5 protein-coding genes are annotated in these 4,795 nt (G+C 59.4%); 1 reads left to right on the forward strand and 4 read right to left on the reverse strand.

Features of this window, described 5'->3' with window-relative positions; genetic code table 11:
- Positions 1-957 (forward strand): pyridoxal phosphate-dependent aminotransferase (locus FJ404_19305; GenBank protein MBM3824999.1); only part of this gene is annotated, 957 nt, incomplete at its 5' end.
- A 4-nt stretch (positions 958-961) separates the two neighbouring features.
- Here the strand turns inward: FJ404_19305 and FJ404_19310 are convergent.
- From FJ404_19310 to FJ404_19325, 4 genes are all read right to left on the reverse strand, one after another.
- Positions 962-1,633, reverse strand: a complete 672-nt coding sequence (locus tag FJ404_19310; GenBank protein MBM3825000.1) for an HAD family hydrolase — start codon at positions 1,631-1,633, stop codon at positions 962-964.
- A 3-nt stretch (positions 1,634-1,636) separates the two neighbouring features.
- Positions 1,637-2,614 carry an ATP-grasp domain-containing protein gene (locus FJ404_19315; protein MBM3825001.1) on the reverse strand — a complete coding sequence of 326 codons (978 nt, stop codon included), beginning with the start codon at positions 2,612-2,614 and terminating at the stop codon, positions 1,637-1,639.
- The gene (locus FJ404_19320) at positions 2,605-3,843 is read right to left on the reverse strand and encodes a glycosyltransferase family 4 protein (protein ID MBM3825002.1); all 1,239 of its coding nucleotides are present in this window, start codon (positions 3,841-3,843) and stop codon (positions 2,605-2,607) included. Before FJ404_19320 ends, FJ404_19315 begins: the two co-directional genes overlap by 10 nt.
- The coding region (locus tag FJ404_19325; protein MBM3825003.1) for a hypothetical protein at positions 3,840-4,795 on the reverse strand (956 nt) is incomplete at its 5' end. The genes FJ404_19320 and FJ404_19325, both read right to left, overlap by 4 nt.

Genomic DNA, 4,795 nt, shown 5'->3' on the forward strand with positions numbered 1-4,795 from the left:
GACGAGGTGGCCACACCCACCCTCACGTTTGCCGCAAGTTGCAACCCACTTCTCTACGAAAAAGCCCGGCCCGTCTTCATCGACAGCGAGCGGGAAACCTGGAATCTCGATCCGAATCTCATCGAGGACTATCTCAAGGACCGAGCCCGCCTGAATCGCCTGCCCAAAGCCGTCACCGTGGTCCATCTCTTCGGCCAAAGCGCCCGCCTCCAGGAAGTCCTTGATGTGTGCCAGCGGTATGAGATCCCCGTCTTGGAGGATGCGGCTGAATCCCTCGGCGCCCGCTATCACGGAAAGCACCCGGGCACCTTGGGTGAGGTCGGCGCGTTCTCGTTCAACGGCAATAAGATTATCACGGGGACTTCCGGCGGGATGCTGGTTGCGGCCCATGAGGATTGGATCCAGAAAGTCCGGCACTGGAGCACCCAGGCCAGGGATCCTGACCCCCTGGGCGTTAACAATTATTGCCACAGCGAGTGTGGTTACAACTACCGCATGAGCAACGTCATCGCGGGCATCGTGCGGGGACAACTCCACGTGCTCGACGAACGGGTTCGGCAACGCCGGGCGGTGTTCGATCATTACCAGGGGGAACTCGAAAAGGTCCCCGGCATCACCCCCCAACCTGAATCTCAGGCCCGGCTCGATTCCCCATCCGCCGAAACCAGCCGCCACACTCGATGGCTCTCGTGCTTCCTCGTCGATGAAAAGGAATTTGGCATGACCGCATCCGATCTGATTCGTTTTCTCGATGCCGCCAATATCGAAGCCCGCCCGGTCTGGAAGCCCATGCACACCCAGACGCTCTATCAACGCCTTGGCAGCGAGGTTTGGGGCGGCGCCGTGGCCCAAGACCTTCATACCCGTGGCATCTGCCTTCCGAGTTCGAGTTCTCTCTCGAGAACGGATCAGGATCGCGTCATCGCCGCGATCCGTGAAGCGTCGAGCCTCCGATGAACGTTCACCGCGAGAGAACACCTTCGAGCTCGCGCAAGGATCGAATGTGCTCTGCAGCCTCCCCGCCCGGCGGAGCCTTCGCTCCCGCATGAACGCCGTCCGGACGATGCACTTGGACACTCAGCCAGCCCAATTGATTGGGTGCCACAAAATCCTTCGCAGGATTGTCCCCAACATAAACACACTCCGCCCCCCGGACCCCCAAGGCTTCCATGCATCTCAAGAATCCCGCAGGACTGGGCTTCCAACTTCCCTGGCCGAGCAGATCCGTCATCACGCAAAGGTCGGTCCTTCGTTCCAAATCCAAGGCGGCGATCTTGGACCGCTGCGCCTCGGCGAATCCATCGGTGACCAGACCAAGGCGGAAATCGGGGCGAAGGCGGGTCAGAATCCATTCCGCGTCGTCGAACAATCGAATGGCAGGGACGTGACCCCGATAGACGCGAACCATTTTCTGGATCATCGCCGGATCCAACTCCCAACCGAGCCGGTGCAGCGTGGCGTCGAAGATCGTGCCTCTCAATCCGGTCGCCATGAGCTCGGCCGCCACTTTTGCGAAGGGGCCAGAGCGGCCTTGCGCCTCCAGCCATCGTTCCACCGCCGCAAAGCCACTTAAGACGAAACTGTGCTCCGGGTACAACGTGTCGTCCAAATCGAAGATCACAGCCCGCACCATGGCTCAAAGGGGGGTCGATTTGAACAAGGCCGCATCGTAACGGAGCATGACGAGCCCTTCCTGCCACTCCTGATTGGCGGTACACTCCATTCCCTGGGCCTCCTCCAATAACCATTGCGTAAATCGGCCGCCCGCGGCATGCGCAAGGGGATAACCCCCTCCAAAACGGGCGTTGATTTCGAAAACGGCGGCCTCACCTGAAGGCCGCAGGATGGCTTGAAAACAGAGCGCTCCTCTCGCCCCGGTCAAGATCCTTCCAAACCGGTCCGCGATGTCCATGAGCGATCCCACACGCTCAGTCCGGCCCTTGCTCACTTCACCCGCCCGAACTTCCAGGCGCCGATGAGGCACGGCGGATCTCAGGCAGCCATCCCGATCAAAGAAGAGATTGACGGTATACTCAGCGCCTTCCCAAAACTCCTGAATCAGGTAGTTGATCCGATGGCGGTACTCCTCCCTCCAATCACTCTCCCGATCAACCTTGATCACACCCTTGGAACAACTCCCGTCCACGGGCTTTAAAATGGCCGGCCAGCGCCAACTTGGGTCGCTGGGCTCAAAATCCTTGATCGCCAGCGTTCGAGGCACAGGAATGCCCTGACTGTCCAGAAAGTTTGAGGTGGCTATCTTATTCCTCGCCAGACCAACGACCTCCGGAGTCGAAATCATGACTTGGGTGCCTGCAATCTGGAACTGCGCGCGAGAATCGGCGAGCACCTGCAACTCGGTGTCGATGGTGGGCACCAACACATCGACACCATGCTTGCCACAGATCTCGAGCAACCGGATGGGATAATCCGGTCGATGACACGCCGGAACTTCAAAGCTCTCGTCGGCCATCTGGCAAGCCGCACTCAACTGCGGGAGCATGTCTGCCGCCAGGACTCTAATTTGGATGCCCAAACGCCGGGCGCTTTCCCTGAAGCAGCCTAAGAGCTCCACCCTTCGCCCAGCGGACGTCAAGAGCAAGGTCAATGGCATGGTTCCTCGCGAGCCACTCGATCCGCCGTCATGGAAACCAGCAGGCGAACGAACCTCTCCGCGTGTTCCTTCCGGTTGAAGTGACGAACAACATAAGCCCTCGCCGACAACCCCATGGCGCGAACGCGGGCGGGATCATCGCGCATCCTCACCACCGCGTCCGCCATGGCTTCCGGATCACCCGGAGGCACAAACACCCCCCCTCCGCTCTGCTCCATCACGGAACGGATGACACCATCGATGCCTAGCAACGTCGCCCGGCCAGCCGCCATGTAATCAAACACCTTGTTCGGGTAAGTGGTTTTGAACATGGGGATCGCTTGCAGCGTGGCCAGACAAACGTCTGCCGCGGCCAGAAAATCACTCATGCGCGCCTTGGGTTGCGCGCCCGTAAAGAGGACATTGGTCAGTTTTTTCTCCCCAACCCATGATTCCAGCATGGGACGCTCCATGCCGTCGCCCACGATCAGAAACACGATGTTCGTGTCCCCCTTCAATCGCTCGGCGGCCCGCAGCAACGTTGGCAAATCGTTCGCTCGTCCGAGGGCTCCCGCGTAGACGGCCACAAAGCGATCGCCCAGGTCATATTCCATCCGAATGTTTTCTCCCTTGGCCTCCGGAACAAACATGTCCGGATCGACTCCATTCGGGATATGGTCGATCTTGGCGGGATTCACCGACATCGCAATCAGGTAATCTCGATACGCGGGTGAGTTGACGAGGATTCGGGTGGCCCTGGCATAAAGAAACCGCTCCAGCCATCTCGACATCACAATCAAGAACCGGTTCTTCAACACCCCCATGTCAATGGCAAACTCGGGCCAAAGATCCCGAATCTCCAATAAAAAAGGTTTGCGCCTGATCGCGGCCACAAACCATGCCGACGCCGCCTGGAAGATCGGCGGGGACGTCCCCATCACCACATCCACCGGGCCCGCCCTTAAAGCCGACCACACCGAACTCAGCATGAAGGAGAGAAACGAGATGACTCGCCAGAGGAAGGATCGATGCAGCGCGGGATACGTGTAAGCTCTCAACACTCGGATGCCGCCAAACTCCTCCGGACTCGAAGCGGCTGGTGCCTTGCTGCCGGTAAGATAGCTCAGACTGCTCGCCACAATCGTAAACTCATGACCCGATCTTACGACATGAGAGCCGAGCTCAAAGTGGCGGGTCCCCCCCGCTTCCCGTGGCGACACAAAGACCTGATGGATGAGCAGCGTCCTCATCGACTCCCGTTCCTCGAAGGTTCAGCAACCGCCACCTCGCGCTGCCACGCGTTTCCCCTTAACAGCAACGCACCCTTTTGATAGGAAATTTCCACCGTGCCGGGACCCAGAATCGTCCACAAGCACACACTCTGGCTGCGGCATTCGGCTTCAACCGAAAGAGCAGGATCCTTATGCGCATAGCGACGCGACACCCATCCCCGCGTCGAGGTCGGATCGGCCCGAACCACGTTACACCGTAGCGCCTCCGTGCCGCCCGTGCTCAAAGAGTATTCACCGGCGGGAGTCTGCAGCACCAGTTTGAATTGACATCCCGCTGCCACCCCTGGGTCCGGACTGAGCGCATAGGGCACGTCTAATAAAAGCCAGTGCAGCCGATACTGGTGAATTTCTCGCGAAGTCAGCCAGTCAAGCACAATCCAGTGATCTCCCGGCAATCGTTGAACACGCCTGCAGTGGCGGACCGGATCGTCGAGCCGTGCGTATCCATCATGAACAGCCTCCCACCCCTCGATCACACCGTCCGGCACACCGGACATCGGCCAAACCGAACCGCGGGCCCACCTCAGGAAGAGGAATTTTGAATGGTGACGCATCTGATCCTCGCCATCCACGCCAACGGTGCTATGCACCTGAGTATGCACCAATCCATTGTTCCAATGACCCTGCGAATTGTAGGAGTAGGTTCCCGGATCCTGGATCAGGTTCATTCCTTTCCACCAAACGTCCACATGGAGCAGATCAGCGTGAGCGGGACGATGCCGGAATCGGTTGGGACAGCGCAACATGAGCCAGTGGCGATCGGAGCCCAGGAAATAGTAGCCGCCTTCGGGAAACTGCGCCGCCTCGCTTGCCCTCGCGAAGGTCGGCCGGACACCGGCTGCATCGAATGCGCTCGGGCCATGAAGCCACAATGCTTCCTCCATCCAAGCGCTGTCCGGGCGCACCGCCT

Source organism: Verrucomicrobiota bacterium (assembly GCA_016871495.1).
Classification (GTDB): Bacteria; Verrucomicrobiota; Verrucomicrobiia; order Limisphaerales; family VHDF01; genus VHDF01.

What these genes read in the sequence shown, in the direction of transcription:
- FJ404_19310 (MBM3825000.1), bottom strand. Translation starts at nt 1,633, where the DNA reads ATGGTGCGGGCTGTGATCTTCGATTTGGACGACACGTTGTACCCGGAG.
- FJ404_19315 (MBM3825001.1), bottom strand. Translation starts at nt 2,614, where the DNA reads ATGCCATTGACCTTGCTCTTGACGTCCGCTGGGCGAAGGGTGGAGCTC.
- FJ404_19320 (MBM3825002.1), bottom strand. Translation starts at nt 3,843, where the DNA reads ATGAGGACGCTGCTCATCCATCAGGTCTTTGTGTCGCCACGGGAAGCG.